This is a genomic window from Pseudomonas sp. A125, assembly GCF_055409485.1.
Genome location: NZ_JBUZVP010000002.1, coordinates 174,497 through 198,691 on the forward strand (window position 1 = coordinate 174,497; position 24,195 = coordinate 198,691).

Here is a 24,195-nt window from a genome sequence, read left to right on the forward strand (position 1 = left end):
GATTTATTGCTGGGAGCTTGGTATTTCAAGGTTTTATTGCGAGATGCAACGCACTTAGCTTTTATCGTCCTGGATATAGCGAATTGCGAAGCTGCCGATGAACTCGTGATCGGCGCCATCTACCTCGGCGACAACATGGTAGATACCGGTGGCGAAGGTTCTTTCCCGGTCATAGGTCACTAGCTCAAGAACGCCGCTTTTCGCCCGACTCGATGTTCTGTGATCGCCGACCTGACGGAAATACGCCAACTGAGCAAAGGCAGTAGACGTGTCTTGCGGGACCGGGTGCTCGCCGGGAAGGAAGTTGCTGGAAAAGCTGATTTGAATGCCCCGAGACCTGTTGTCGTCGAGTAGCTCTCGACCATCAAGGTTGATGATTCTTGTGCCTGTCGGTGTTTCACGGTAGGTGACATGGGTGGTATCAATGGGGCCTTCATAGGCTTTGAGCGCCACCAGCCGGCCGTGGGGGGCGTGGTGGGTAAAGAGGTTGTCGGCGGTCATCGCGAACTCCTTGTCTGTCAGCGGAACAGGTGGAGTTTTATTTAGTGCTCTGCGGTTGTAGCTGTCTACTGTCACTTATGACAGTAGACAGCCACGGGTAGTGTGTTAAGGCGCTCAGTAAGTGATCGGGATCTCGAATGTTTGGAACGCGTCATCCACTGGTTGGTAACCCAGCACACGGGTGGTTTCGCTGAGGTCCAGGCGTTTGAAGCGGTTATTGGAAATGCCGTGGGCGATCAGGTATTTCACCCCGATGGTTTCCACCGAGCGTTGCAGCAGTTGCACGGCGTCGCGTGGACTGAGCCAGGCGCTGAGGTCGCGGGCGTTGTTCAGGTCGTGGGTTTCGGGGAATTCAAACGCACCAATGCGCAAGGCGATGGTGGAGAGCGGGGTTTTGGCCGCGTAAAAACCGCACAGGGCTTCGCCGTAGCATTTGCTCACGCCATACAGGTTGGCGGGCAATACCGGCATGCCGGGGGTGATCTGGCGGTCGACCGGGTAGCCTTCGATGGTCTGGGCGCTGCTGGCGAACACCAGGCGTTTTACCCCGGCGGCAACGGCGGCTTCGAACAGGTAGGTGGTGGCCAGGATGTTGTTGGGCAGTAACTCGTCGAAGGTCGCGCTGGCGTGGGGGATGCCCGAGAGGTGCACGATCACGTCAATGCCGTCGAGCAAGGCGGCGAGGCTGGTTTTGTCGCTCAGGTCGGCGTGCACGAAACGGTGTTCGCCGAGGGCGAAATCCGGCTCGATGCGGTCGGTGAGGGTGAAGCGGTAGCGGTCTTTCGAGGCTTCGAAAAACGTCTTGCCGATGCGGCCGCAGGCGCCGGTGAGTAGTACGTTGAGTCCGTTCATGGTGGAGTCCTTGTTTTTAGTTGTGCCCGTCGAGGGCGAAGGTTTGGAAGCCTGGGCGTTGGCTGAGGGTTGCGTAGTAGGCGCTGATCGCGGGGTACGGTGGATGCTCCATGGGCGTAATCCGCCAGCGGTGCACCGACAGGCCGATGAGGATGTCGGCCAGTGTGAAGGCGTTACCGGCCACGTAGGCACCGGTTTTGACGAGTTGTTGTTCCAGCAGGCCCATCTTGTCGTTCCAGGCCTTTACCGCGACGGCAATGGCGTGCGCGTCCAGGTTGTCGGGGTTGTTGCGCACCAACGCGGTGAAAGCATCACCCCAGGAACGGTTGAGTTCGATGGCTTGCCAGTCTATCCATTGCTCGACTCTGGCCCGGGCTGCCGGCTCGACGGGCAGCAGGTCGTGGCGCTGGTGCAGGCCCACGAGGTAGCGGCAGATGGTGTTGGACTCCCACAGCACGCCGTTGTCATCGATGAGTACCGGGACTTGGGCGTTGGGGTTCAGGGCCAGGAATTCGGGAGACTGGGTGGAGGCGAAGCCGATGCCCCAGTCTTCGCGGTCGTAGGAAATGCCCAGTTCCTGGCAGGTCCACAGCACTTTTCGCACGTTGATGGAGGAAGCTCGACCGAGGATTTTCAGCGAATGGCTCATGGTGCTTTCCTTGCGAGGGTGAGAAGGCAGGTGGGCAATTTAGCAGGGGCATGGGCCAACGACGACTAAAAATGTGGGAGCTGGCTTGCCTGCGATGCAGGCACCTCGGTGTATCAGGCATGCCGAGGTGATGCTATCGCAGGCAAGCCAGCTCCCACATGGGCCCTTAGCAGCGCGGTGATTCCTGGTCCATCAGCTTGCCCATCAGCAATACGCCCAACTCACTCAGTTGGTGAATCGCCAATGCCGTGTCGCGGTCTTTGCCGGTGAGTTCATCAGACAGGTCGAGCAATAATGTGCTGACCGAGGAAAACGTCTCGTAGCTGTTGGCGATCAGGCTTTCGCTACTGACGTCAGTGCTGACGGTGAATAAGGACGGAGGATTGGGAGTAACTTTGAACATAAGCGTGACCTCTATCTGGGCCATCACCTGATCGCTACTAAACGAAAGGGTGGCGGCTGCACGCAGGTTAGTAGACCGGCAAAGTCACACAAAAATCCGGCGCGCCACGAGGGCGCCCTGCGCACAGCCACCATCAAGCACAGACAGGTAAGTCTGATAGATGACGCTCATGCATCTTTATGTGACAGCTCGGGCTACTAAACCCGATCACTGAGAAATTCAGCGACCGGGCAACCTTAGAGAGCCCTACCCAGGCGCACAAGCCGGCGGATTCTGACGTACCTGTAGGCAACGGAGCAAGGCGCTGCCATCAAGACCAGCCACTTCCTACAGCTACCGCCTAGGTACTCTCGCGCACCTTCAACTCAAACCCCATGTCCACCACCGGCCGGGCGATCTTGTTGCCGGCCATCACCGTCAACAGATGCTCCGCCGCACGCCGGCCAATGGCTTCACGCGGCGTACTGATGCTGCTTAAACGCGGCACCATGAACGAGGAAGAGGGCAGGTCGTTAAAGCCCAGCACCGAAATCTGCTCCGGCACCTTGATGCCATGGCGCAACGCTTCCAGCAGCGCGCCCTGGGCCAGGTCGTCGTTACCAAAGAAGATCGCGTCCACGTCCGGATGGCTGGCCAGCAACTGCAGGAACAACTCGCCACCCAGGCCCAGCGATGACGGCTGTGGCGTCAGCACTTCCAGCGCCGGGTCATACAACCCCGCTTGCTGCAATGCGCGACGAAAACCTTCACCGCGCAACAACGTGCGCTGGTCCAGTTGCGCGCCAATGTAGGCCAGGCGCTTGCGCCCCCGTGAGATCAAATGCGCCGCCGCTGTTTCCCCGGCGTTCAACTGCGAAAATCCTACGCAGTTAAGGCCGGCGCCCGGGTCCAGATCCATCATGTACACACACGGCACGTTGCTGGATTCGACCATGCGCCGGGCACTTTCCGTACGGTCAAACCCGGTCAGCAGCAAACCCCGAGGCTGGTAGGCCATGTAGTTGCGCAACAGGTCTTCTTCTTCATCGCGCGAATAGTGGGTGTTGCCGATCAGCACTTCAAAGCCCTTGGGCCGCAGCACCTGGTGGATGGCTTCCAGGGTTTCGATAAACAGCAGGTTGGACAGCGACGGCACCAACACCACCACCGACTGGCTCTGGGCCGACGCCAGGGCGCGGGCCGCCGGGTTGACCACGTAGCTCAGTTCGGCCGCCGCTTTTTGCACTTTTTCCACCAGTTCGGTGGCCACGGTGCTGATGCCGCGCAAGGCGCGGGAGGCAGTAATCGGGCTCACGCCGGCGAGGCGGGCTACTTCATTGAGGGTAGGGCGGCCCGTGGTGCGGGTATTTTTATCGTTCTTGGGGGTCATCAGGCGGCTTGCCAAACAAAAATCGAGGCACTAAGGTAGCGCTGTCTCCAAGACCCTGCAAATCCTTGAACGTTGGGATGCCTGTTCCGACTCAAGCCTTTTGGAGAGGATGCACGCGTCACTCCATAAAAATGACAAGACGGCGCGGGAAAAGCCTGTTTTTGCACTAGCCTTACAGCGTGCAAAGGTAGCGCTATCTGCGTCTTGAGGTGTTTCATGAGTCAACCTGTTACTGCCCTCGTGATCATGGGCGTTTCCGGCTGTGGCAAGTCCAGCGTCAGCGAGGCCCTGTGCCTGCTGAACGGCGCCACGGCCATTGAAGGCGACAGCTTTCACCCCGCCGCGAACATCGAGAAGATGAGTGCCGGCCATCCCCTTAACGACGACGACCGCGCCGGCTGGCTCGACATCCTGTGCGATGAACTGCGCCGTTCGCTCAAGGCCGGCGAGCATCCCGTGCTCACCTGCTCGGCCCTGAAAAAGAAATACCGCGACCACCTGCGCGAAGCCGCACCGGGCCTGGGGTTTGTATTCCTGGAACTGACCCGCGAAGTCGCCGCCGACCGTGTGTCCCATCGCCCCGGCCATTTCATGCCGGCCAGCCTGATCGACAGCCAGTTCGCCACCCTTGAATCGCCAGTGGGCGAGCCGCTGACCCTGGCCCTCAACGCCAGCGTCGACAGCGTTGAAGACCTGGCCGAGCAAACCAATGCCTGGTGGCTTGAACACGGTTTTGAACCAACCAAATAATTTTTTGCCGGACAAGATAGCGCTGTCCGCCTGCACTGAATTTTTTACCGGCTTTAATAACAACAACAAACAGGAGAGACCCCCATGTTTGGCTTGTCCCACGATACCTACCTGCTACTCGATGCAGTGGTGACCATCATCGGCCTGATCGTGTTGATCACCCGGTTCAAAGTCCACCCGTTCATTGCACTGATCATCGCCGCCGGCTTCCTCGGCCTGACCTCGGGCATGCCCGTGGACAAGATCATCAAGGCCTTCCAGGATGGCTTTGGCGGGGTGCTTGGCTTTGTCGGGATTATCCTGGCGCTGGGTACGATGCTCGGCAAGATGATGGCCGATTCCGGCGGTGCCGATCAGATCGCCCAAACCCTGGTGCGCGCCTTCGGCAAGGAGAGGGTGCAGTGGGCCATGATGTTCGCCGCGTTTTTGGTGGGCATCCCGCTGTTCTTCGAGATCGGTTTTGTACTGCTGATCCCGCTGGTGTTTATCGTCGCGCGTCGCACCGGCGTGTCGCTGATCAAGATCGGCATTCCGCTGTTGGCTGGCCTGTCGGCGGTGCACGGCCTGGTGCCACCGCACCCGGGCCCGTTGCTGGCGATCGGCGTGTTCGGTGCCGACATCGGCAAGACCATTCTCTACGGCCTGATCGTCGCGTTGCCTACAGCGATCATCGCCGGGCCGCTCTACGGTTCGTTCATTGCCAAGTACATCCCGGGCAACCCGTCCCAGGAACTGGTGGACCAACTGGCCCGTGAGCAGCCGGAGTCCAAGACCCTGCCGAGCTTCAGTGTCACCCTGATCACCGTGCTGCTGCCGGTGTTCCTGATGCTGCTCAAAACCTTCGCCGACGTCGCCCTGCCGGACGGCCACGCGATCCGCAACTGGATGGACATGATCGGTCACCCGATCACCGCTTTGCTGCTGGCCTTGCTGCTGTCGCTGTACACCTTCGGCCATCGCCAGGGCATCGGTTCCAAGCAGATCCTCAAGTTGCTCGACGCGAGCCTTGCGCCAACCGCAGCGATCATCCTGATCATCGGTGCCGGTGGTGGCTTCAAGCAGATGCTGGTGACCAGCGGCGTGGGTGATGTGATCGGCCATATGGCGGTGACCGCGCAGATCAACCCGATCCTGCTGGCCTGGCTGGTGGCGGCGGTGATTCGCGTGGCCACCGGTTCCGCGACCGTGGCGACCATTACCGGTGCAGGCATTGTGGTGCCGGTGGTGGGGATGATTCCGGGGGTGAACCGCGAGTTGCTGGTGTTGGCGACGGGGGCGGGCTCGTTGGTGTTGTCTCACGTCAACGATGCGGGGTTCTGGCTGGTGAAGCAGTATTTCAATATGACCGTGGCTGAAACATTCAAGACCTGGACCGCGATGGAGACCATTCTGTCGGTGGTGGCGTTGGGCTTTATCATGTTGCTGTCGCTGGTGGTCTAACAGGCACACCGCAAAACAAAATGTGTGTACCTGGTCAAATGTGGGAGCCAGCTCCCACATTGATTGGGTTCCTGCCGTTAGATCGGGTCAGGCGTCTGCTTTTTAACCAGCCCATCTGCCCGGAACATCGCCCGGATGCCGCGCACCGCCTGGCGAATCCGGTCCTGGTTTTCGATCAGCGCAAAGCGCACGTGGTCGTCGCCATACTCACCAAAGCCAATGCCCGGCGATACACACACCTTCGCCTCAAGCAGCAGCTTCTTGGCAAATTCCAGTGAACCCATCGCGGCATACGCCTCGGGAATCTTCGCCCAGACGTACATCGACGCCTTCGGGTTCTCAACCATCCAGCCCAGCTCATGCAGGCCTTTGACCAGCACGTTGCGACGCTGGCGGTACTGCTCGGCAATGTCTTTCACGCACTGCTGATCGCCTTCCAGCGCCGCAATCGCCGCGACTTGCAGCGGGGTGAAGGTGCCGTAGTCGTGGTAACTCTTGATGCGCGCCAGGGCGTTGACCAGTTCCGGGTTGCCGACCATGAAGCCAATGCGCCAGCCGGCCATGTTGTAGCTTTTGGACAGGGTGAAAAACTCCACCGCAATGTCCTTGGCGCCCGGCACTTGCATGATCGAGGGGGCTTTCCAGCCGTCGTAGACGATGTCGGCGTAGGCCAGGTCGTGCACCACCAGCACGTCGTACTGCTTGGCCAGGGCGATCACCCGCTCGAAGAAGTCCAGCTCCACGCACTGCGCGGTGGGGTTGGACGGGAAGCCGAGGATCATCATCTTCGGCTTGGGGATCGAGCCGCGAATGGCGCGTTCCAGTTCAGCGAAGAAATCCACGCCCGGAATCAGCGGCACCGAGCGCACCTGGGCGCCGGCAATCACGGCACCGTAGATGTGAATCGGGTAACTGGGGTTGGGCACCAGCACGGTATCGCCCTGGTCCAGGGTGGCCAGCATCAAGTGCGCCAGGCCTTCCTTGGAACCGATGGTCACGATCGCTTCGGTTTCCGGGTCGATGTCCACTTCGTAGCGGTCTTTGTACCAGCGCGAAATCGCCCGGCGCAGCCGCGGAATGCCTTTGGAGGTGGAGTAACCGTGGGTGTCTTCACGCTGGGCGACGGTGACCATTTTTTCCACGATGTGCGGTGGCGTGGCGCCGTCCGGGTTACCCATGCTCAAGTCGATGATGTCTTCGCCGCGCCGACGCGCAGCCATCTTCAGCTCGGCAGTGATATTGAAAACGTAAGGGGGGAGTCGATCTATGCGCGCAAAGCGGCGCGGCGAACTGGGTTCGGCCATGGTTGCCTCGAAATACGTAAGCGCCCGGAACCGTCCGAGCGACGTCGGCCACTGCGGTGGCCTGCGGGGCAGACAATACGGTCGGTGATGGCCAATTGTCCAGATGCTGCTGCAAAAATTTCTGCTTGGAGTACGGCGGGGATATGCCCCTATACTCGACGCGGGTTTGTTCCCTCATAAGAAGGAGACTGTTCAGATGGATCAGCAGACAAAACTGCCGTTACAGCCACGCATGGAAGAGGGCAAGGCCCTGGTGATCGCGGGGGTGCACGGGCGTTATTCAAAGGCCACGCTGGGGGATATTCCCAAGTTGTGGGAATTGTTCGACAGCTGCGTCAAAGAAATCAAAAAGCGTGTAGGCGGTGTGACCTACGGCGTGTGCTACAACGCCAAACACGATGAATTCGACTACCTGGCGGGCGTTGAAGTACCGGCCAAGGGCGATGTGCCGAGCAACTTCCAGTCGATTGAAATCCCGGCCCATCGTTATGCGGTGTTCCCGCACTACGGCCCGGTGCAGGCGCTGGCGCAGACCTATGAACGCATCATGTTCGAGTGGCTGCCGGGCTCCGGGTACAAGGTGGTCGGGGCTGATTTTGAGCGCTACAGCGCCGACTTCAATGTGGACAGAGGCACGGGTTCAGTCGAAATCTGGATCCCGATCGAAGCCGAATCCGCCTGACCGCACCACTGGCAGGAGCGAGCACGTTCGCTCCTGCAACAGCCGTTCGATACCGCGTAATCGTTAGTCCTTATCAAATGCCCACGCCAACCGGCGCTCATACCCGATCCGCCCCTTATACGCCTCCCCGCTGTCCACCCAGCCCTGCTGCAAATACAGCCCCATCGCCGCCACATTGTCGGTGTCCACCGACAGTTCCAGCGCCTTGATCTGCGGCCAAACCAGGCGCGCGGCGGCCGGGAGGGCTTGCAGGCAGGCTTTGCCAAACCCCAGGCCTTGCTGATGGCGATCGACTTGCAACGCATGCAGCGTGGCGCTGTGTTCATCCGCCCAATGGGGCAGGCAGGGTGGGCGTTTGAGCAGTAGGAAGGCGACGGGAATGTCGTCGGCGAGTAACGCAAAGCCTGCCACGCCGGGATTCGGATTGACCAGCAGGGTGTTCAGCGCACAGTAGATATCGCCGGAAAAACCCAGTTGTTCGGGATGCACTTCAAGGGCGTTGAGTTGCTGTTGTTGCAGGGCAGTCAACGTCTGATAGGCGACGAGGCGGGTTTCCATCGGCGTAGCATCCGAAATCCTACAAAGAAGCGCGGATTCTAGCGGGTTTGCACTATTCGCAATTATTTTTCGGGGGGCTGTCGGTTACCAGCGCACCCACCGCCAATGGCACCACGATGTTCGAGCTGGAACCCTGGTCGCCGGGGACTATAGTTGAGTGTCCGAAAACGGAGAATTCGATGAAACACCTCTGCCTGATCTCTAGCAACGAACAGGTGCTGCATGATTCGCCCGACAGCCCCAAGGCCCAGTAATGTTTGGCCTATGCCGAGCCCGTGATGGCCTGCGGGCGGATGCTCGCCGCCGAACCGTTGGCCGAAACCACGGAGCAGCTCGCTGGGTTTTACCTGATCGAGGCCAAGGACTTGAACGAAGCGATCCAGGTGGCCGGTGGCATTCCGGCCGCCCGGGTCGGCAGTGTGGAAGTACGCCCGGTGCGTGAATTGAATCTCTGAACACAACAATAAAATCCAGGAGGTTTACCCATGACTCATCAACCCAAACCCGCCGAATTTGAATTGTCCATCAGCCGCTTGATCGACGCCCCTCGCCGTCGCGTGTTCCGCGCCTGGACCGAGCCGGCTTTATTGCAGCAATGGTGGGGCCCACACGGCATGACCACCCCCGAGTGCGAAATGGACCTGTGGGTGGGTGGGCAGTTTCGTACGCTGATGCGCGCGCCCGATGGCAGCGAATACCCGACGCAAGGTGTATTCCTCGAAATTACCGCCCCCAGCCGGCTGGTGTTTACCGACGCGTTCACCCCCGCCTGGATTCCTTCGGGCCAGCCGTTCATGACCGCCCAAGTCACCTTTGAAGATGTCGACGGCAAGACGCTCTACACCGCCCGCGCCATGCACTGGAGCGCCGAAACCAAGCAGGCGCACGAAGCCATGGGCTTTCACGAAGGCTGGGGCCAAAGCCTCGACCGGTTGGTGACGCTGGTGACCGAAGGCATGCGCGATTGACGGTGCAGGCCGGGTTGAAGCGCTTTATCGAGCGGCGCCTGGCCGAACTCAAATAGCCCGTGAGACTGGAATGCGGTCCACTGTGGGAGCTGGCTTGCCTGCGATAGCGGTGTATGAGCAACAGATGCATGGCTGATACACCGCTATCGCTGGCAAGCCAGCTCCTACATTGGATTTGTGTTGTCTGCCTTGGCTTCTTACGGTTGTTGACGCGTCGCCGCCAGCACGATTTCGCGAATGCATACGTGCTGTGGCTGCTGGTAGGCATAGGCAATCGCCGAGGCCACGTCATCGGCACTCAGCACCGTGCCGCCCATGTCCTGTTTCCACGCCTGGTAGCCGGTCTTGATGGCTTCATCGGTGGTGTGGCTCAACAGCTCGGTTTCCACCGCGCCCGGGGCAATGGTGACTACGCGCACATTGTGCGGCGACAACTCTTCCCGCAGGTTTTCCGAAATCCCATGCACCGCAAACTTGGTGCCCACATACGCAACGTGGTTGGGGAAGGTCTTGCGCCCGGCCACCGAGCTGACGTTGATGATGGTGCCGCCCTTGCGCTCGACCATGCTGCCGGCCACCGCATGAATGCCGTTGAGCAGGCCTTTCACGTTGACGTCGAGCATCTGCTCCCACTGCGCCGGGTCCTGTTCGCTGACCGCGCCCAGCAGCATCACGCCGGCATTGTTGATCAGCGCATCGGCCGGGCCGAATCGGGCCTCGGCTTCTTTCACCGCCGCTACCAGGGCGGCGCGGTCGGTGATGTCGACACCGCGATTCAAGGTGTTCGGCAGGTCCAGGGCGTTGAGCCGGTCGATGCGGCGGGCCAACAGCAACAGCGGGTGGCCGGCGGCCGACAGCAAGCGTGCAGTGGCCTCGCCAATGCCCGAACTGGCGCCGGTGATGATGATCAATGGCTTGCTCATGGTGAAACTCCTGAGATAAGAAAAACAAATAACTAAACCTGGGTCGCAGTATATTTAGCCCTTGAATGGCTGAAAAATGCCTTATTCCTCTGTCTGTCATCGGTATTAACTATGGATGTGCGTCATCTCAAGGCGTTTCTTGCGGTGTTTGAAGAGCGCAATATCACCGCCGCCGCGCAGCGCCTGTTCGTCAGCCAGCCGACGTTGTCGGTGACCATCAAGCAACTGGAAGAAGAGTTGGGTGTGGCGCTGTTTTTGCGTCAGCCCCGTGGGGTTGAGGTGAGCGATGAAGCGCGGGTGCTGTATCCACAAGCGCGGCGCATGGTGGCTGAGGCCGATGCGTTGAGCCGGCTGTTTCGCGGGCGCGAAAACCGCATCGCGCTGGAGCTGGGCGTGGAGGGCGATATTGCCGACAGCCAGATCGAAACCTTCCTGCGCATGGCGCACCAAGGCCTGCCCGGTTTGCTGCTGACCTTGCAGGAAGGGTGCGAAGGCGAGGGGCGCCTGGCCGTTGAGGAAATGTGCTGTGAGGACGAATTGTTCCTGCCGCTTTGGGAAGAGTCCTACGTGATGGCGCTGCCGGTTGCACACCCGATGGCAGTCGGTGGCAAAGAACAGGCGTGGGCGCCGATCGAAGACTGGATCACTTGCCCGCAGCATGATTCCCACCAGCGGCTGATGGCTTTGTACGGTCGCTCGCCCCAAGCGGTGGCCGGGCATGCCGGTTCGTTGACCCAGGCCTTGCACATGGTGGCGGCCGGTGTGGGTGTGGCGATGTTGCCGCAGTCACTGGCGGCAGAGCGGGCCGGGGTGGTGATTCGGCCCTGGCATTTGCCGGCACCAACGCGCCGGGTGGGCTTGTGCTTTGCCGCGCAGGCGCTGGAATTGCCAGCGTTGCGGGCGCTGCATGAGTACTTCCAGAACAACCGCCCGCCGCAAATTCAATGTGGGAGCTGGCTTGCCTGCGATAGCGGTGGCGACTGACACACCGCTATCGCAGGCAAGCCAGCTCCTACATTGGGTCTTCATTGTTCCGAATATTGTGTTCCGGCGTTACTCCAGCATCTTGCCCAGCAACCAGCTGCCAGCCGGGCCCGGCGGATGCTGGCGTGACCACAACGCATCCACCGCCACCGAGCGCGGCCAGCCCCGGGCCTTGATCTCACGCAGGTGGCCGCCGCCAAACCGCTCCACCAGCCAGCGCGGCAGCGGTGCCCAGCCAAAACCCAATTGCGCCATTTCCATCAGCATCAGGTAACTGGGCGCCGACCAGACGCGGCCCAGGCCCCGGGTTTCATTCGGGTTGATGATGCTCGCCAAGCGCAGTTCGCGGTGTTGTTCCAGGGTTTGCTGGTCGATGTCGGTAAGGCTCGCCAGCGGGTGTTTGGGCGCGACAAACAGCGCGATTTCCGTGCGTTCTTCCACGGCGGTGCTGGTGAGGTCCGGCGGGTAAATTTCCTGCATCTCGATAAACGCAATGTGCGCCCGGCCACTTTGCACCAGGGCGATCAAGTCTTCGCATTCGGCGATCAGGCATTCAAGTTCCAGGTCCGGGTAGCGCTGCTCAAACGCGCTGAGGGCAGTTTCGAAACGGTCCGACTGATAGGTATCGGACATCGCGATACTCAGCTTCGGCTCCAGCCCCTGGGACAGCTGGCTGGCTGCCAACTCCAGGCGGCTGCTGGCTTCCAGCACCTGCTCGGCGCGTTGCAGCAGCACATGCCCGGCCGGGGTCAGCCTTGGCTTGCGGCTGCTACGATCAAACAGCACCACGTTCAGGTCAATCTCCAGGCTCGCGACCGCCGCGCTGACGGTGGACTGGCTCTTGCCCAGCTTGCGCGCCGCCGCTGAAAACGAACCCTGGGTCGCCGCTTGTACAAACGCCTGGAGCACTTCATGGGAAGCCATGACTATCGCCTTTATCGATGGTTATTGGTTATGAAGTATCGATTCAAAGGGTAATGATGGCAACCATCGTCACTCACGGAGAACGGGTCATGACACCCACCAAGTCGATTACTGAACGCGTTTGGCAAGCCATTGGGTTTGAAGGCCTGGCCTTGCTGATTTGTACGCCACTGCTGGCGTGGATCATGGATAAGCCGGCGCTGGAGATGGGCATGGTGACACTGGCCATCAGCCTTATGGCACTGGCCTGGAACGTGATTTTCAACGGCCTGTTCGACCGTCTCAAGGCGCGCCTGCAATTGTCTGGCGGGGCGTGGACACGCGTGCTGCATGCGCTGATGTTTGAAGGCGGGCTGGTGGCGATCTGCGTGCCGCTGATTGCCTGGTGGTTGAACATCAGCCTGATGCAGGCGTTTATCCTCGACATCGGCGTGCTGTTGTTTTTCCTGCCGTATACCTACGTGTATCACTGGGGGTATGACGCAGTGCGGGAGCGGATCATGCAAAAACGCGAGGCGAAACAACTCGCCTAGAAAATCCCGGCTAAACAACTTGCGTAGCAGCTGTCGAGCCTAGGCGAGGCTGCGTCGGGAGCGACTCGGTTCCGAGCCAGCTATCGGGATCGGCGGCGCGGCTTACGCAGCCTCGCTTGGGCTCGACAGCTGCTACCGGGGGGAAGTCAGGTGAGTTTTAACGCGCTGACAAAGTCGAGGAATGCGCGCACCTTGGCCGCCGGCAAATGCCGCGACGGGTAGAAGGCGTACAACGGGAAGCGCTCGTCGGGCCAGTCGGGAAACAGCTCGACCAACGCGCCCGACTTGAGCGCAGGTGCAAGCCCCAGGTCGAGCATTTGCGCCACTGCATGTCCGTGTTCGCACACGCTGTACAAGGTCCCGGCATCATTGACCACCAGCCGCCCGCGGGTGGTGACGTTGACCTGCTCGCCGCGCCGGTGGAATTCCCAGCCAAACGGCCGGCCGGTCTGGGAGTCGCGAAAGTCGATGCACACGTGCTGGCCGTCTTCCAGGTCCAGTGGGTGGGAGGGGCGGCCATGCCGTTCAAGATACTTAGGCGAGGCCAACGTCAGCACTCGCACGTCCATCAGTTTGCGGGCGATCAACGAGGATGATTGCGGAATGCCAAAACGGATCGCCAGGTCAAAGCCATCCGCTACCAGGTCCCCGAGTTGATCCCGCGTGTGCAGGTCCAACTGCAACTGCGGGTATTGGCTCATGAATTCACCGAGCACCGGCCCGAGCACCAGCCGCGAGAAGTACGGGTCGATGTTCACCCGCAGCCGCCCGCGCACCGTCAGGGCGCTGTCTGCCGCCGAGCTGGCGGCCTCTTCCAGGCCGGCCAGCAGCGGGGCGATTTCCTGGTAGAAACGCCGGCCCTCGTCGGTTAATTGCACGGAGCGGGTGGTGCGGTCGAACAGGCGAATGCCCAAGCGTTTTTCCAGCCGGGAAATGGCCCGGCTGACGCCCGAAGGCGTCATCTCCAAGCTATCGGCGGCGCGGGCAAAACTGCCGCTGTCGACCACAGCGGCGAGTACGCCCATGCCACCGGCCAGTCCTGGGTCAAAACTCATGGGTGATTGCCTGTCAGGTATCCGAAAGCATTGATGCTAGCGGAGAATCTGAGCGCGTTACAGAAACATCCCGCCCGAGGCCTCGACCCGCTGCCCGGTGATCCAGTTGCTGCCGTCGGCCAGCAGGGTGGAAATCGCCCCGCCAATGTCGTCTGGCAAGCCCGCGCGGCCCAGGGCGGTGTTGTTGGCGACCATGGCGTTCACGTCCGGATTGTCGCGCACCACGCCGCCGCTGAAGTCGGTGGCAATCGCGCCGGGGGCCAGGGTGTTGACGCTAATCCCGCGGGCGCCCAGTTCCTTGGCCTGGTAGCGGGTCAGCACTTCCACCGCGCCTTTCATCGAGGCGTACGCCGCGTAACCCGGCAGGCTGAAGCGTGCCAGGCCGCTGGAGATGTTGATGATGCGGCCACCGTCGCTGATCAGCGGCAGCAGTTTCTGGGTCAGGAAAAACGGGCCCTTGAAGTGGATCGCCACCAGTTGGTCGAACTGCGCTTCGGTGGTTTCGGCGAAGCTGGCGTGGGCGCCGATCCCGGCGTTGTTGATCAGGAAGTTGAAGTGCGCCTGGCCGAACACGTTCTGCAACACCGAGCCGACCTGGGCGCTGAACGCATCAAAGGTCGAACTCTGGCTCACGTCCAGTTGCAGCATGGCCGCCTTGGCGCCCAGCGCTTCAACTTGGGCGACCACCGCCTGGGCTTCGTCCGCCGCGCGGTTGTAGGTGCCGATGATGTCGACGCCTTGCGCGGCCAGATGCAGCGCAGCGCTTTTGCCCAGGCCGCGGCTGGCGCCGGTGATCAGTGCGATTTTACGGGTCATGGTCAAGTCCTCGGAGTGTGTGATTGTTCGTGGGACTGAGTGTATTTGTCCGGCCATAACATGATAAACAGCGCTATACCGGAATCACTGGCCGGATAAGGCGAACAATCCCATGAACAAACTAGAGTTGCTGCGTACCTTCGTGCGCGTCACCGAACTGTCGAGTTTTACCCAGGCGGGCGAGAGCCTGGGCTTGCCGCGCTCCACGGTGTCCGAGCATGTGCAGGCGCTGGAAGAGTTGCTGGGCGCGCGCCTGTTGCAGCGCACCACGCGCAAGGTCCAGGCGACCCAGGACGGCCGCGTGCTGTACGAGCGCAGCAAGGATTTGCTGTCGCACATGGAAGAGCTGGAAGGTTTGTTTCGCCAGGATGAAGCGCAGTTGGCGGGGCGAATTCGGGTGGACATGCCCAACGTGATGGCGAGGGAATTGATCCTGCCGCGCTTGCCGGAATTCATGGACCTACACCCGCTGATCGAGCTGGAAATCAGCAGCACCGACCGCCAGGTTGACCTGCTGGCAGAAGGTTTTGACTGCGTGTTGCGCGTCGGTGCACAGCCGGACCAGTCGGTGGTAGCCCGCTTGTTGTGCAGCATGCCGATGATCAACTGCGCGAGTGCGGCTTACCTGCAACGCCATGGCGTGCCCAAGACCCTTGCCGATTTGGCCGACCATCAATTGGTGCATTACGTACGCCCGTTGGGCTCACGTTCTGCGGGGTTCGAATACCAAATCGGCAACAAGGTGCACCGGGTTCCGATGGCCGGCCGGGTCACGGTCAACAGCACGGATGCGTACAGGGCGGCGTGTATCGGTGGGTTCGGCTTGACCCAGGTGCCTGCGCTGGGCATTCGCGAGCAATTGGCCAGTGGCGAGTTGGTGGCAGTGCTGCCGGACTACCCGGCCCCCGCGCTGGACGTGTCCTTGCTGTACGCCGGCCAACGGCATTTGCCGCTGCGGGTGCGGGTGTTCATGGACTGGCTGGCCGCCACGTTGCAGTCCCAGCTTTAACGCCGGGCCGACAACTGCTGCGGCGCCAGGAATGCATCATGGAAGTAATCCCGAAACGCCTGCATCGCCGGGGTGAAGTCACGCTCGCGGTGCCAGGCCAGGCCGACGCTCATGGGCGTGACCTTGTCGGTGACGCTCACGGTTTCGATGCGCTTGCCCTCCAGTGACCACGGGCGATGCACCAGGTCCGACAAAATCGCCACGCCGCTGCCGTTGGCAACCATGCTGCGCACCGCCTCCACCGAACTGGTGCGCAGCCGCACCGTGGGCGTTTGCCCGGCCTGTTCCCAGTAACGCATGGCGCTTTGTTCGGCTTCGTCGACGGTGAGGAAAATGTACGGCTCGCGGGCTACATCCGCGAGGCTGACGGCGGGGCGTTCGCACAACGGGTGATGGCTGGGCAGCCACAGGCGGCGTTCGGAGTTGAAGAGAATTTCTGAAACGATATCCGGGTGGGTAAGGTTTGCGGTGAGCACCACGGCCATGTCGAACTGGCCGTTGAGCAAACCGTGTTCGATGGCCTGGCGTTCCTGTTCGAAGACCTCGATGGTCACGTCCGGGTGCCAGTGTTCCATGCGCTGCAAGTGGTGCGGCAGGAAGTAGCCGAGCACGGTATAGCTGGCGGCTACCCGCAATACGCCGCTGGCGCGGTAGTCCGGCAGCGGGCTGTTCAGCGCATCGTCGACGCTGCGCACTATCACGTAGGCCCGGTTCAGAAAATGCCGCCCGGCGTCGGTCAGGCTCATGCCCTGGGCCGAGCGCACGAACAGTTGGGCGCCGAGCATCGCTTCCAGCTCCTTGATCGCGGTGGTCACCGCCGATTGGGAGATGTTCAGGTGAATCGCCGCCTGGGAGATCTGGCCGATTTCGGCGGTGGCGACGAAGTAGCGGATTTGGCGCAGGGTCAGGGACATGGCAGGTATCTGATTTTCAGAAGATGACCCATCTGATAATAGATCTTCCCAAGGGGTCAAGCCGCAGCCTAATTTCCATGGGATGAACTTCAACGGAGCGACCCTGATGCAGGCAGTGGATTTCAACTCGGACATGGGCGAAGGCTTCGGCCCCTGGACCATTGGCGATGGCGTCGACAGTGAACTGATGGCCTACATCAGCTCGGCCAACATCGCCACCGGCTTTCACGCCGGCGACCCGGGCACCATGCGCCGCACGGTCGAGCGGGCCAAGCAACTGGGCGTGGCGATTGGCGCGCATCCGGGCTTTCGTGACCTGGTGGGTTTTGGTCGTCGCCATATCAACGCCCCGGCCCAGGAGCTGGTGGACGACATGCTCTACCAACTCGGCGCCCTGCGGGAAATCGCCCGGGCCCAGGGCCTCACGCTGCAACACATCAAGCCCCACGGCGCGTTGTACATGCACCTGGCGCGGGACGAAGAAGCGGCGCGGCTGCTGGTGGAAAACCTGCAACGGCTGGAGCCCACGTTATTGCTGTACTGCATGCCGAATTCGGTGATCTGGCGTATTGCCAAGGAACTCGGCCAGCCGGTGGTGCGGGAGTTTTACGCCGACCGTGAGTACGATCTGTCGGGGTCCATCGTGTTTACCCGCACTGTACGGGCGCTGGATCCGGCGACGGTCGCGGCGCGGGTGCTGCGGGCTTGCCAGACCGGGCTGGTGCGTACCGTCGAAGGCGAAGACCTGTTTATCGAATTCGATTCCATCTGCCTGCACAGCGACACACCCGGCGCCCTTGAACTGGTGGAAGCCACCCGTGAAGCGCTGGATCAGGCGGGCATCGAAGTGCACACACACCGCTGACCGACACCGGTGGCCAGACACCGGGTCTGATTGATTTTTTGCCTGCCTTTCTACAATGATTCCAAGAGGAACAGACATGGCTGAATCTTCCCCGATCCGCTACAGCTTTGGCGGTGATGAACACCTGTTTGCCGAGGTCAGCGAGAGCATGTCCCTGGAGGCTTTCTTCAAGGGCATGGCCGTCACCCGCGCGGTGGAACGCCTGGCCCTGAACGGTGTACTGGACGTCTGCCTGGCGAACGCCTCGTTCCAGATTCGCTTCGACCCGGACCGCATCGCGCCCCACGTGCTGCTCGACGCTGTGCAAAGCGCCGAAGCTCTGGCTGTGGCCGAGCGCACCTTGCACACCCGCATCATCGAAATCCCGGTGCTGTACAACGACCCCTGGACCTTGGAGACCCTGATGCGCTTTCGCGACCGCCATCAGGACCCGACCGGCACCGACCTGGAATACGCAGCGCGCATCAACGGCCTGGCGGATGTGGAGGCGTTTATCGCAGCCCACAGTGGCGCGCCGTGGTTTGTCTCGATGGTGGGGTTTGTGGCGGGTTTGCCGTTCATGTTCCAGATGGTCGAGCGCGAGCGGCAGTTGCAGGTGCCCAAGTACCTGCGCCCGCGCACGGATACGCCGAAGTTGACCCTCGGCCACGGCGGCTGTTTCGGTTGTATCTATTCGGTACGCGGCGCTGGCGGTTACCAGATGTTTGGCGTCACCCCGGCACCGATCTACGACCCGCAACAGCAATTGGCTTACCTGAAAGAGCACATGGTGTTCTTCCGCCCCGGCGATATCGTGCAGTTCAAACCGATGGATCGCGACGCCTATGACCTGGCGGTCGCAGAAGTGGACGCCGGACGTTTTGACCTGCGCATCCGCCCGGTGGAGTTTTCTCTCGACGCCTTTCTCGCCGACCCCATCGGTTACCCGAAAACCCTGCAGGAGGCGCTGGCATGATCAAGGTACTCAAACCCGGCCTCGCCACTTCGGTGCAGGACCTGGGCCGTGAAGGTTATTACCACCTCGGCATCCCGCCGTCCGGCGCGCTGGACCAATACGCGTTGAGCGCGGCCAACCACCTGGTGGGCAACCCGGCCGGTGCCGCCGGGTTGGAATGTACGTTGATCGGGCCGGAACTGGAGTTTCAGCAGGACGCACTTGTGGCGCTGTGTGGCGCATTGATGTCGCCGCGCCTGGACGGTGTGGTGGTGCATCAGGACACCGCGTTTGAAGTGCGTGCCGGGCAAGTGCTGCGTTTTGAATTTCCCAAGGCCGGCGCGCGGACTTACCTGGCGGTGGCCGGTGGTATCGACGTGCCGGTGGTGTTGGGCAGTCGCTCCACTTACACCCTGGGTGCGTTGGGTGGGTTTCAGGGGCGGCGGCTGGTGGAGGGCGATGAATTGCCCGTGGGCGAGGCCAGCGGCAAAGGCCGGGCGGGCAACAGTTTGCCCATGGCGTTGCGCCAATCGGTGGGCGGGGACGTGACGCTGCGGGTGGTGCCGGGGCTGTATTACGAGCGGTTGACACCGGGTGCCAAGAACAGCTTTTTTGCCGAACCCTGGACGGTTGGTTCAGAGGCCGACCGCATTGGCTATCGCTTCAAGGGCGGCAGCGCGTTGAGTTTTCAACCACGGGAGCAGCCGTTTGGTGCCGGGTCTGATCCGTCGAATATCGTCGACAGTTGCTACCCCATTGGTTCGATCCAAGTACCGGCAGGGTTGGAACCGATCGTGCTGCATCGGGACGCGGTATCGGGCGGCGGCTACGCGATGATTGGCACGGTGATCAGCGCCGACCTGGATCTGATCGGGCAGATGCAACCGAACCAGCGGGCGGGGTTTGTCGCGGTGACGCTGGAGGAAGCGCTGGAGGCGCGGCGGGTGTACAAGAAGCGGTTGAAGGTGATGGGCGGGCTGTTCGCCGATTAATTGTAGGAGCCGGCTTGCCGGCGATGAGGCCCTTGAGTCTTGTATAGACCTTAAGACCGCCATCGCCGGCAGGCCGGTTCCTACAGGGCGCTAGAACAGCTTGGTAAACAGCCAGTACAGGCTGCCCGACAACAGGATCGCCGCCGGCAATGTCAGCACCCAGGCCATCAGCAAGTTGCGGATGGTCTTCATCTGCAAGCCACCTCCGTTCGCCACCATGGTCCCGGCCACACCCGAGGACAACACATGGGTGGTGGACACCGGCAGGCCATACATATCCGCTGCACCAATGGTCAGCATCGCCACCATCTCGGCCGAGGCGCCCTGGGCGTAGGTCAGGTGGGTCTTGCCGATCTTCTCGCCCACCGTCACCACGATGCGTTTCCAGCCGACCATGGTCCCGAGGCCCAGCGCAATGGCCACCGCAATCTTGACCCACAGCGGGATAAACCGCGTGGCGTTGTCGATCTGTTGCTTGAACAGTTGCAGCTTGTTCTGGGTGTCGGCGTCGAAGTTGCCGACCTTACCCTTGTCCATCAGGCGGATGGTTTCGCTGGTCAGGTACATGTCGTTACGCACGTTGCCTACGGCCTCGGCGGGGACGGCGGCGAGGGAGCCATAACTCTTCACTTCTTCACCGATATGCCCGGTGATATTGGCCAGGGCGGGCAGCAGTTCTGGCGTGGCTTCCTTGGTGCGCACATAGGTCGACAAGGTGGCGCGCGAGTCGGCGGGGGCCAGTTGCGGCGCAGCTTTTACCAGGGCGGCCTGGGTCACTTCGGCCACGGCGGCAAACTGCAATGACTCACCGGCCGGCATGGTGCGGTTCAACGCGTAGGCCATTGGCAGGGTGCCCACCAGGATCAGCATGATCAGGCCCATGCCTTTTTGGCCGTCGTTGGAACCGTGGGCGAACGACACGCCGGTGCAGGTGGCGATCAACATGCCGCGAATCCACCATGGCGGCGGGGTGTCGCCCTTGGGAGCCTTGTACAGCGCACGGTTTTTCACGAAGGCCCGCAGCGCCAGCAACAGCAAGGCGGCGAAGGCGAAGCCAATCAGGGGTGACAGCAGCAGTGCGTAACCGATCTTGATCGCCTGGCCCCAGTCCACCCCGCTGGTGCCGTCACGGCCATGCATCAGTGCGTTGGCCACGCCGACGCCGATGATCGAGCCGATCAAGGTGTGGGAGGAGGAGGCCGGCAAACCCAGCCACCAGGTGCCGAGGTTCCACAGGATTGCGGCGATCAACAGCGCGAAGATCATCGCAAACCCGGCGGAGGAGCCGACCTGCAAAATCAACTCCACCGGCAGCAGGGCGATGATGCCAAACGCCACCGCGCCGCTGGACAGCAGCACGCCGAGGAAGTTGAAAAAGCCCGACCACACCACCGCGAAATGCGGTGGCAGGGAGTTGGTGTAAATCACCGTGGCCACGGCGTTGGCGGTGTCGTGGAAGCCGTTGACGAACTCAAAACCCAAGGCGATCAACAGCGCCACGCCCAGCAGCAGGAACGGGGTCCAGGTAGTGACCACCGTGCCCAGTTCGTGCATGTCGTGCATCAGGCTGTAGGCGGTGAATAGCAGGCCCATGGCGAGCACAGCGAAGAAAATGATCACGGTCACGAGGCCGGGTTTCTTGTCCAGGCGCGGTTTGGGATCGGCGGTGGAAGCGTGTGCGGAGGCAGTCAGGGAAGGGGTGGCCATGCCGGAGCATCCAGTGTGGGGAGGATGTCGGTCATGATCGTTGCAGAATGTTACAGAGATGCTGCGGTAAATCAGTGTTTACGGAATTGAGATGGCCGCTGGTCTATAAACCACCGCCGATCAAATGTGGGAGCTGGCTTGCCTGCGATAGCGGTGGTGACTGATACACCGCTATCGCAGGCAAGCCAGCTCCCAGATTGATCGCATTTCAAATTCAATAATCCTTGCGCTTGCGGAACGCCCAGCGTCCGGCGATCAGGGTGAAGGTTGCCACCAGTGCCACCAGAATCCAAAAACCTTCCGGGTCAGTGGAGAGCGGCACACCACCGACGTTCATCCCGAAAAAGCCGGCAATGATGTTGATCGGCAACGCCAGCACCGTCACCACCGTGAGGGTGAACAGTGTGCGGTTGCTCTGTTCGTTGAGGTTGGCGGCGATCTCTTCCTGCAACAGTTTGATCCGTTCCCCCAGGGCCATCAGGTCGTTGATGATCAGCGCAAATTCCTCGGTGGATTTGCGCAACTCCTTCACGTCCTCCTTCTGCAACCATTGGGGCGGGCGGTTGAGCAACCGGAGCAACGAGCCGGGCTCCAGCGCCAGCAGCCGTTGCAGGCGCACCAGTACCCGGCGCGCGGCGCCCAGTTCGGCGCGGTTGGTAGACAGGCGCGACGACAGCAACTGGTCTTCGATTTGATCAACGCTGAGGCTGGTCTTGCGCACGATTTGCGTCAGTACTTCGCCCTGGTCGCGCAGCAAATGCACCAGCAGTTCCAGCGGCGAGCGAAAGCGTTCGCCGGCCTTCACTGAAGAGCGCAGTTTGTCCACCGAGTGCAGCGGTTGCAGGCGCGCGCTGATCAGCAGCCGGCTGCGGGCACACACCCACAAGGTGGAGATGTCTGAAGACACCATGCTGCTGAAGTTGAACACCACGTCGTTGACCACCGCCAGCAAGGCCGAATCCACGTGTTCGATGCGGGTGGAACGTGAGCCTTCGTGCAAGGCTTCGAAGAACTCTTCCGGCAGGTTCAGGTGTGCCTGCATCCAGCGCTCGCAGGCGGCGTGGGCCAGGTTCAAGTGCAACCAGAGGAATTCTTCCGGGTCACCGGGTTGCTGCAAGGCCGCCAAGGCGGTGGCTGAGTCAATCTGTTCGGCCTTTTCACCGGGGCGAAAACGAAAACCGTAAAGCAAGCCAAACAGGTCGGAGTCCTGGTGGCCGTGGTCGATGCTGTGGTTCATGGAGGCTCGCAGGGAAAGTGCCTGTAGGAGATTTCACAGGTTCACTTGAGCGCATCATGGCAACTGGATTTGACGGTTTTGTGACCGTTTGAGTTGGGCGTCAATCGCCGGCGGGCAAACTGAAGGTAAACACCGTGCCGTGCTGCTCGTGGGAAGAGACGTCCAGCCTCCCGCCATGGGCGTCGGCGATCTGCTTGACGATGTACAAACCCAGGCCCAGCCCGGCTTGCGGCAGGGCGCCCGTCGGTCGGGAGTAGGGCTGGAATAGCAGGGGCATGGCTTGGTCGCTGATTAGCCCACGGTTTTTCACCGTCAGTTCGAAAGTGCCGGCGTTGACCTGCGCGCTGACTTCAACCGGGCCTTCGGGGCTGCCGTGGCTGATGGCGTTGGCCACCAGGTTGGAGAGTAATTGCCCCAGCCGTTCGCGGTCGCCATGCACCCCGTGGAGGTTGCCGATGAGGGCGCGTATCAGCCGCTTTGGATGCACGTTCTGCACTTCATCCACCACGTGCTGCAAGGTGGCTTCCAGCCCCGAGCATTCACCGATGTTCACCGGGATGCCGCTGCCCATTCGGCCACGGGCAAAGTCCAGCACATCTTCCACCAACTGCGAGGCCCGGCGGCCGCTGGCGAGCATGTGCCGTACCAGGGTGTCGGTGGCCGGGTCCGGGTGTTTGCGCAACAGCCGCTCGGCGCCGACGTTGATCGCGAACAGCGGGTTGCGCAGGTCGTGGCCGAGCACGGCGATGAACTGTTCCCGCAGTTCGGCGGTTTCCCGCTCCTGCTGCAAGTCGGCCTCGGTCTGCTGGAAGCTTTCTTCCGCTTCGATTTGCAGTGACAGCACCCGGGCAAACGACTCCATGGTCGACTGGATGGTGCTGTTGCGCAGTTGTGCCGGGTTAGGGTCCAGGGCGCAGATGGTGCCGAAAAAGCGCCCGTCGGTGCGGAACACCGGCACCGAGATGTAGCTTTCAAACTGGTAGATGCGCGGCGTGTGGTGGTCGCGGTACAGCGGGTCTTCGCTGGCTTTGTCGATCACGATCGAGATGTGGGAACCCCGGATTTCGTGGCACAGGGTGGTGGTCAGGTCCAACTCGCCACCGACCGGCAGGCCGAAATCCAGGCGGTCGAGCACGGCGCAGGCGGTCCAGGTATCGTCGGTAACCCGTGCTACGGCGGCAAACCGCAGGCCGGTCATTTCGCTGATCACCTGGAGAATCGCCGGTACAGCGCTGATTCGGCCAATGGTGGCAATGTCGACGGCTTTTTGCCCCATGGCGAACGGTCTCGATCCTGATGCGGCTGGCGATGTGCCTTGGCTGATGGATGGGATTCTAGCGAGCTTGGCGGCCCAAGGTACAAATTCGTTCACGGTAATTAGACTAATTACTCTTGAAGGCGACCAACGCGCATAAAAAAAGCCGCGCGGCCCGAAGGCGGCGCGGCATTTTTACGGTTCAACTCAGGTGTCTTGCTTGTTTTCCAGGATTTCACCGGTCTTGGCGTCCAGCTTCACGTCCCACTTCACGTTGCTGGTGTCACGCAGTTCGGTCTCGTAGACCAGGCGGCCGGCCTTGTCTTCCAGTTCGGTGTCTACGATGGTCGCGCCTTTGTGCTGGGCCACTGCCTTGGCGTTGAGTTTTTCAAAGTCCATCACGGCGCCGGACTTGAGCAGGCTTGGGATCTGGTCCGGGCGAACATCGGCCTGGGCGAAACCGGCGGTGACGGTCAGGGCGGCAGCGGCGAACAGAGCGGTCAGGTTTTTCATCGGGTGATCCTTTGGGGTGAGCTGTTTAAGTGGGATCAGGTTAACCAGCGCAACTTAA

Annotated in this window: 26 protein-coding genes and 1 pseudogene; 11 read left to right on the plus strand and 16 right to left on the minus strand. The window is 61.2% G+C overall.

What is annotated here, in order from left to right; genetic code table 11:
* Positions 1 to 54 precede the first annotated feature (54 nt).
* The 5 genes from ACZRN6_RS03785 to gntR form a co-directional block, all read right to left on the minus strand.
* Positions 55 to 501 (minus strand): hypothetical protein, encoded by a 447-nt coding sequence (locus ACZRN6_RS03785; RefSeq protein WP_464007244.1) that lies wholly within the window; start codon positions 499 to 501, stop codon positions 55 to 57.
* A gap of 114 nt (positions 502 to 615) precedes the next feature.
* Positions 616 to 1,353 carry an NAD-dependent epimerase/dehydratase family protein gene (locus tag ACZRN6_RS03790; protein WP_464007245.1) on the minus strand — a complete coding sequence of 246 codons (738 nt, stop codon included), beginning with the start codon at positions 1,351 to 1,353 and terminating at the stop codon, positions 616 to 618.
* A gap of 16 nt (positions 1,354 to 1,369) precedes the next feature.
* Positions 1,370 to 2,002: a glutathione S-transferase family protein gene (locus ACZRN6_RS03795; protein ID WP_322147022.1), complete on the minus strand. Its 633-nt coding sequence runs from the start codon at positions 2,000 to 2,002 to the stop codon at positions 1,370 to 1,372.
* 166 nt (positions 2,003 to 2,168) lie between these two features.
* Complete coding sequence (locus ACZRN6_RS03800) at positions 2,169 to 2,405, minus strand: DUF6124 family protein (RefSeq protein WP_275964773.1); 237 nt, start codon at positions 2,403 to 2,405, stop codon at positions 2,169 to 2,171.
* A 340-nt stretch (positions 2,406 to 2,745) separates the two neighbouring features.
* Positions 2,746 to 3,777, minus strand: coding sequence for an HTH-type transcriptional regulator GntR (gntR, locus tag ACZRN6_RS03805; RefSeq protein WP_464007339.1), 1,032 nt, complete (start codon positions 3,775 to 3,777; stop codon positions 2,746 to 2,748).
* Between the two features lie 213 nt (positions 3,778 to 3,990).
* On the opposite strand from gntR, the gene ACZRN6_RS03810 reads away from it, so the two are divergent.
* Positions 3,991 to 4,524, plus strand: a complete 534-nt coding sequence (locus tag ACZRN6_RS03810) for a gluconokinase (protein WP_322147020.1) — start codon at positions 3,991 to 3,993, stop codon at positions 4,522 to 4,524.
* Between the two features lie 84 nt (positions 4,525 to 4,608).
* The gene (locus ACZRN6_RS03815; RefSeq protein WP_322147019.1) at positions 4,609 to 5,964 is read left to right on the plus strand and encodes a GntP family permease; all 1,356 of its coding nucleotides are present in this window, start codon (positions 4,609 to 4,611) and stop codon (positions 5,962 to 5,964) included.
* 77 nt (positions 5,965 to 6,041) lie between these two features.
* Here the strand turns inward: ACZRN6_RS03815 and alaC are convergent, their stop codons facing one another.
* On the minus strand, positions 6,042 to 7,268 hold the full coding sequence (alaC, locus tag ACZRN6_RS03820) for an alanine transaminase (protein WP_177078647.1): 1,227 nt from the start codon (positions 7,266 to 7,268) through the stop codon (positions 6,042 to 6,044).
* 196 nt (positions 7,269 to 7,464) lie between these two features.
* Here alaC and ACZRN6_RS03825 point away from each other — a divergent pair, with 196 nt between their 5' ends.
* Positions 7,465 to 7,950 carry a GyrI-like domain-containing protein gene (locus ACZRN6_RS03825; protein WP_464007246.1) on the plus strand — a complete coding sequence of 162 codons (486 nt, stop codon included), beginning with the start codon at positions 7,465 to 7,467 and terminating at the stop codon, positions 7,948 to 7,950.
* Positions 7,951 to 8,013: 63 nt separating this feature from the next.
* On the opposite strand, the gene ACZRN6_RS03830 is transcribed toward ACZRN6_RS03825, so the two are convergent.
* A complete protein-coding gene (locus ACZRN6_RS03830; protein WP_464007247.1) occupies positions 8,014 to 8,508 on the minus strand; it encodes a GNAT family N-acetyltransferase in 495 nt (164 codons plus the stop codon).
* A 179-nt stretch (positions 8,509 to 8,687) separates the two neighbouring features.
* On the opposite strand from ACZRN6_RS03830, the pseudogene ACZRN6_RS03835 reads away from it, so the two are divergent.
* Both ACZRN6_RS03835 and ACZRN6_RS03840 read left to right on the plus strand, forming a co-directional pair.
* Positions 8,688 to 8,963 (plus strand): annotated as a pseudogene (locus tag ACZRN6_RS03835) (YciI family protein).
* 30 nt (positions 8,964 to 8,993) lie between these two features.
* Positions 8,994 to 9,476, plus strand: coding sequence for an SRPBCC family protein (locus ACZRN6_RS03840; protein WP_464007248.1), 483 nt, complete (start codon positions 8,994 to 8,996; stop codon positions 9,474 to 9,476).
* A gap of 197 nt (positions 9,477 to 9,673) precedes the next feature.
* Here ACZRN6_RS03840 and ACZRN6_RS03845 read toward each other — a convergent pair whose 3' ends face one another.
* The gene (locus ACZRN6_RS03845) at positions 9,674 to 10,399 is read right to left on the minus strand and encodes an SDR family oxidoreductase (RefSeq protein ID WP_322147015.1); all 726 of its coding nucleotides are present in this window, start codon (positions 10,397 to 10,399) and stop codon (positions 9,674 to 9,676) included.
* A 111-nt stretch (positions 10,400 to 10,510) separates the two neighbouring features.
* On the opposite strand from ACZRN6_RS03845, the gene ACZRN6_RS03850 reads away from it, so the two are divergent.
* A complete protein-coding gene (locus ACZRN6_RS03850; RefSeq protein ID WP_464007249.1) occupies positions 10,511 to 11,383 on the plus strand; it encodes a LysR family transcriptional regulator in 873 nt (290 codons plus the stop codon).
* A 69-nt stretch (positions 11,384 to 11,452) separates the two neighbouring features.
* On the opposite strand, the gene ACZRN6_RS03855 is transcribed toward ACZRN6_RS03850, so the two are convergent.
* Positions 11,453 to 12,307, minus strand: a complete 855-nt coding sequence (locus tag ACZRN6_RS03855; RefSeq protein WP_464007250.1) for a LysR family transcriptional regulator — start codon at positions 12,305 to 12,307, stop codon at positions 11,453 to 11,455.
* 89 nt (positions 12,308 to 12,396) lie between these two features.
* Here ACZRN6_RS03855 and ACZRN6_RS03860 point away from each other — a divergent pair, with 89 nt between their 5' ends.
* Complete coding sequence (locus ACZRN6_RS03860; protein WP_464007251.1) at positions 12,397 to 12,840, plus strand: multidrug/biocide efflux PACE transporter; 444 nt, start codon at positions 12,397 to 12,399, stop codon at positions 12,838 to 12,840.
* A gap of 146 nt (positions 12,841 to 12,986) precedes the next feature.
* On the opposite strand, the gene ACZRN6_RS03865 is transcribed toward ACZRN6_RS03860, so the two are convergent.
* Positions 12,987 to 13,895, minus strand: a complete 909-nt coding sequence (locus ACZRN6_RS03865) for a LysR family transcriptional regulator (protein ID WP_464007252.1) — start codon at positions 13,893 to 13,895, stop codon at positions 12,987 to 12,989.
* 57 nt (positions 13,896 to 13,952) lie between these two features.
* Positions 13,953 to 14,711: an SDR family NAD(P)-dependent oxidoreductase gene (locus ACZRN6_RS03870; protein ID WP_464007253.1), complete on the minus strand. Its 759-nt coding sequence runs from the start codon at positions 14,709 to 14,711 to the stop codon at positions 13,953 to 13,955.
* 112 nt (positions 14,712 to 14,823) lie between these two features.
* Here ACZRN6_RS03870 and ACZRN6_RS03875 point away from each other — a divergent pair, with 112 nt between their 5' ends.
* Positions 14,824 to 15,720 carry a LysR family transcriptional regulator gene (locus ACZRN6_RS03875; protein WP_464007254.1) on the plus strand — a complete coding sequence of 299 codons (897 nt, stop codon included), beginning with the start codon at positions 14,824 to 14,826 and terminating at the stop codon, positions 15,718 to 15,720.
* On the opposite strand, the gene ACZRN6_RS03880 is transcribed toward ACZRN6_RS03875, so the two are convergent.
* Entirely contained in the window at positions 15,717 to 16,634 is a 918-nt protein-coding gene (locus ACZRN6_RS03880) for a LysR family transcriptional regulator (protein WP_322147008.1), read from the minus strand. The genes ACZRN6_RS03875 and ACZRN6_RS03880 overlap by 4 nt on opposite strands.
* A gap of 106 nt (positions 16,635 to 16,740) precedes the next feature.
* On the opposite strand from ACZRN6_RS03880, the gene ACZRN6_RS03885 reads away from it, so the two are divergent.
* The 3 genes from ACZRN6_RS03885 (at position 16,741) to ACZRN6_RS03895 (ending at position 19,425) form a co-directional block, all read left to right on the plus strand.
* Positions 16,741 to 17,499 (plus strand): 5-oxoprolinase subunit PxpA, encoded by a 759-nt coding sequence (locus tag ACZRN6_RS03885; RefSeq protein WP_464007255.1) that lies wholly within the window; start codon positions 16,741 to 16,743, stop codon positions 17,497 to 17,499.
* 76 nt (positions 17,500 to 17,575) lie between these two features.
* Entirely contained in the window at positions 17,576 to 18,454 is an 879-nt protein-coding gene (locus ACZRN6_RS03890; protein ID WP_322147006.1) for a 5-oxoprolinase subunit B family protein, read from the plus strand.
* Positions 18,451 to 19,425, plus strand: a complete 975-nt coding sequence (locus tag ACZRN6_RS03895; RefSeq protein WP_464007256.1) for a 5-oxoprolinase subunit C family protein — start codon at positions 18,451 to 18,453, stop codon at positions 19,423 to 19,425. Before ACZRN6_RS03890 ends, ACZRN6_RS03895 begins: the two co-directional genes overlap by 4 nt.
* 90 nt (positions 19,426 to 19,515) lie before the next feature.
* Here ACZRN6_RS03895 and ACZRN6_RS03900 read toward each other — a convergent pair whose 3' ends face one another.
* The 4 genes from ACZRN6_RS03900 to ACZRN6_RS03915 form a co-directional block, all read right to left on the minus strand.
* Complete coding sequence (locus ACZRN6_RS03900) at positions 19,516 to 21,132, minus strand: inorganic phosphate transporter (RefSeq protein ID WP_322147004.1); 1,617 nt, start codon at positions 21,130 to 21,132, stop codon at positions 19,516 to 19,518.
* Positions 21,133 to 21,346: 214 nt separating this feature from the next.
* Positions 21,347 to 22,369, minus strand: coding sequence for a transporter (locus tag ACZRN6_RS03905; protein WP_464007257.1), 1,023 nt, complete (start codon positions 22,367 to 22,369; stop codon positions 21,347 to 21,349).
* Positions 22,370 to 22,469: 100 nt separating this feature from the next.
* Positions 22,470 to 23,645, minus strand: a complete 1,176-nt coding sequence (locus tag ACZRN6_RS03910; RefSeq protein ID WP_322147002.1) for a GAF domain-containing sensor histidine kinase — start codon at positions 23,643 to 23,645, stop codon at positions 22,470 to 22,472.
* Positions 23,646 to 23,831: 186 nt separating this feature from the next.
* On the minus strand, positions 23,832 to 24,137 hold the full coding sequence (locus ACZRN6_RS03915) for a PepSY domain-containing protein (protein ID WP_322147001.1): 306 nt from the start codon (positions 24,135 to 24,137) through the stop codon (positions 23,832 to 23,834).
* Positions 24,138 to 24,195: the final 58 nt, after the last annotated feature.

Excerpts from the sequence above, each read along its gene's own strand:
- ACZRN6_RS03905 (WP_464007257.1), bottom strand. The coding sequence starts at position 22,369 with ATGAACCACAGCATCGACCACGGCCACCAGGACTCCGACCTGTTTGGC.
- ACZRN6_RS03890 (WP_322147006.1), top strand. The coding sequence starts at position 17,576 with ATGGCTGAATCTTCCCCGATCCGCTACAGCTTTGGCGGTGATGAACAC.
- ACZRN6_RS03860 (WP_464007251.1), top strand. The coding sequence starts at position 12,397 with ATGACACCCACCAAGTCGATTACTGAACGCGTTTGGCAAGCCATTGGG.
- ACZRN6_RS03900 (WP_322147004.1), bottom strand. The coding sequence starts at position 21,132 with ATGGCCACCCCTTCCCTGACTGCCTCCGCACACGCTTCCACCGCCGAT.
- ACZRN6_RS03825 (WP_464007246.1), top strand. The coding sequence starts at position 7,465 with ATGGATCAGCAGACAAAACTGCCGTTACAGCCACGCATGGAAGAGGGC.
- ACZRN6_RS03875 (WP_464007254.1), top strand. The coding sequence starts at position 14,824 with ATGAACAAACTAGAGTTGCTGCGTACCTTCGTGCGCGTCACCGAACTG.
- ACZRN6_RS03830 (WP_464007247.1), bottom strand. The coding sequence starts at position 8,508 with ATGGAAACCCGCCTCGTCGCCTATCAGACGTTGACTGCCCTGCAACAA.
- ACZRN6_RS03865 (WP_464007252.1), bottom strand. The coding sequence starts at position 13,895 with ATGAGTTTTGACCCAGGACTGGCCGGTGGCATGGGCGTACTCGCCGCT.
- ACZRN6_RS03895 (WP_464007256.1), top strand. The coding sequence starts at position 18,451 with ATGATCAAGGTACTCAAACCCGGCCTCGCCACTTCGGTGCAGGACCTG.
- ACZRN6_RS03815 (WP_322147019.1), top strand. The coding sequence starts at position 4,609 with ATGTTTGGCTTGTCCCACGATACCTACCTGCTACTCGATGCAGTGGTG.
- ACZRN6_RS03845 (WP_322147015.1), bottom strand. The coding sequence starts at position 10,399 with ATGAGCAAGCCATTGATCATCATCACCGGCGCCAGTTCGGGCATTGGC.
- ACZRN6_RS03880 (WP_322147008.1), bottom strand. The coding sequence starts at position 16,634 with ATGTCCCTGACCCTGCGCCAAATCCGCTACTTCGTCGCCACCGCCGAA.
- ACZRN6_RS03885 (WP_464007255.1), top strand. The coding sequence starts at position 16,741 with ATGCAGGCAGTGGATTTCAACTCGGACATGGGCGAAGGCTTCGGCCCC.
- ACZRN6_RS03790 (WP_464007245.1), bottom strand. The coding sequence starts at position 1,353 with ATGAACGGACTCAACGTACTACTCACCGGCGCCTGCGGCCGCATCGGC.
- ACZRN6_RS03915 (WP_322147001.1), bottom strand. The coding sequence starts at position 24,137 with ATGAAAAACCTGACCGCTCTGTTCGCCGCTGCCGCCCTGACCGTCACC.
- ACZRN6_RS03810 (WP_322147020.1), top strand. The coding sequence starts at position 3,991 with ATGAGTCAACCTGTTACTGCCCTCGTGATCATGGGCGTTTCCGGCTGT.
- ACZRN6_RS03855 (WP_464007250.1), bottom strand. The coding sequence starts at position 12,307 with ATGGCTTCCCATGAAGTGCTCCAGGCGTTTGTACAAGCGGCGACCCAG.
- ACZRN6_RS03840 (WP_464007248.1), top strand. The coding sequence starts at position 8,994 with ATGACTCATCAACCCAAACCCGCCGAATTTGAATTGTCCATCAGCCGC.
- ACZRN6_RS03795 (WP_322147022.1), bottom strand. The coding sequence starts at position 2,002 with ATGAGCCATTCGCTGAAAATCCTCGGTCGAGCTTCCTCCATCAACGTG.
- ACZRN6_RS03910 (WP_322147002.1), bottom strand. The coding sequence starts at position 23,645 with ATGGGGCAAAAAGCCGTCGACATTGCCACCATTGGCCGAATCAGCGCT.
- alaC (WP_177078647.1), bottom strand. The coding sequence starts at position 7,268 with ATGGCCGAACCCAGTTCGCCGCGCCGCTTTGCGCGCATAGATCGACTC.
- ACZRN6_RS03800 (WP_275964773.1), bottom strand. The coding sequence starts at position 2,405 with ATGTTCAAAGTTACTCCCAATCCTCCGTCCTTATTCACCGTCAGCACT.
- ACZRN6_RS03870 (WP_464007253.1), bottom strand. The coding sequence starts at position 14,711 with ATGACCCGTAAAATCGCACTGATCACCGGCGCCAGCCGCGGCCTGGGC.
- ACZRN6_RS03850 (WP_464007249.1), top strand. The coding sequence starts at position 10,511 with ATGGATGTGCGTCATCTCAAGGCGTTTCTTGCGGTGTTTGAAGAGCGC.
- ACZRN6_RS03785 (WP_464007244.1), bottom strand. The coding sequence starts at position 501 with ATGACCGCCGACAACCTCTTTACCCACCACGCCCCCCACGGCCGGCTG.